Below are 341 nucleotides of genomic sequence, written 5' to 3'. Positions count from 1 at the left end.
GGCTGGCCCTACCCCTACACATGCCGAGGCGGGGGAACACGCCAGATCTGCACGTTCCACAGTCCGCGCGACATACCGGATTTGCAGAGCCTGACCATCCCACTGATGGACCAAAACCTCGGGACGATGACCCGGGCAACGGTCGCGTTCATCCCGCATGGAAGCATGCACAACCTCACGAACCGCTTCCCGGGTATCGCGGCCACGCTCTGGCGTGACACTCTGATCGACGCGGCGATCTTCCGGGAATGGTTGGTCGCCATGGGGCGCCGCCCGGCATTCGAGCACTTGGCGCACCTCTTATGCGAATTGTACCTGAAGCAGGAGGCGGTCGGTCTGGC

At 63.3% G+C, this 341-nt stretch carries 1 pseudogene; it reads left to right on the top strand.

The features are described from left to right. Window positions 1-81: 81 nt before the first annotated feature. A pseudogene (locus MKK69_RS25610) lies at window positions 82-341 on the top strand (Crp/Fnr family transcriptional regulator); the annotation flags it as partial.

It is taken from the genome of Methylobacterium sp. J-026, from assembly GCF_022829585.1.
In the GTDB taxonomy this organism is placed as follows: domain Bacteria; phylum Pseudomonadota; class Alphaproteobacteria; order Rhizobiales; family Beijerinckiaceae; genus Methylobacterium.
This window is presented reverse-complemented; position numbering and strand designations above follow the sequence as displayed.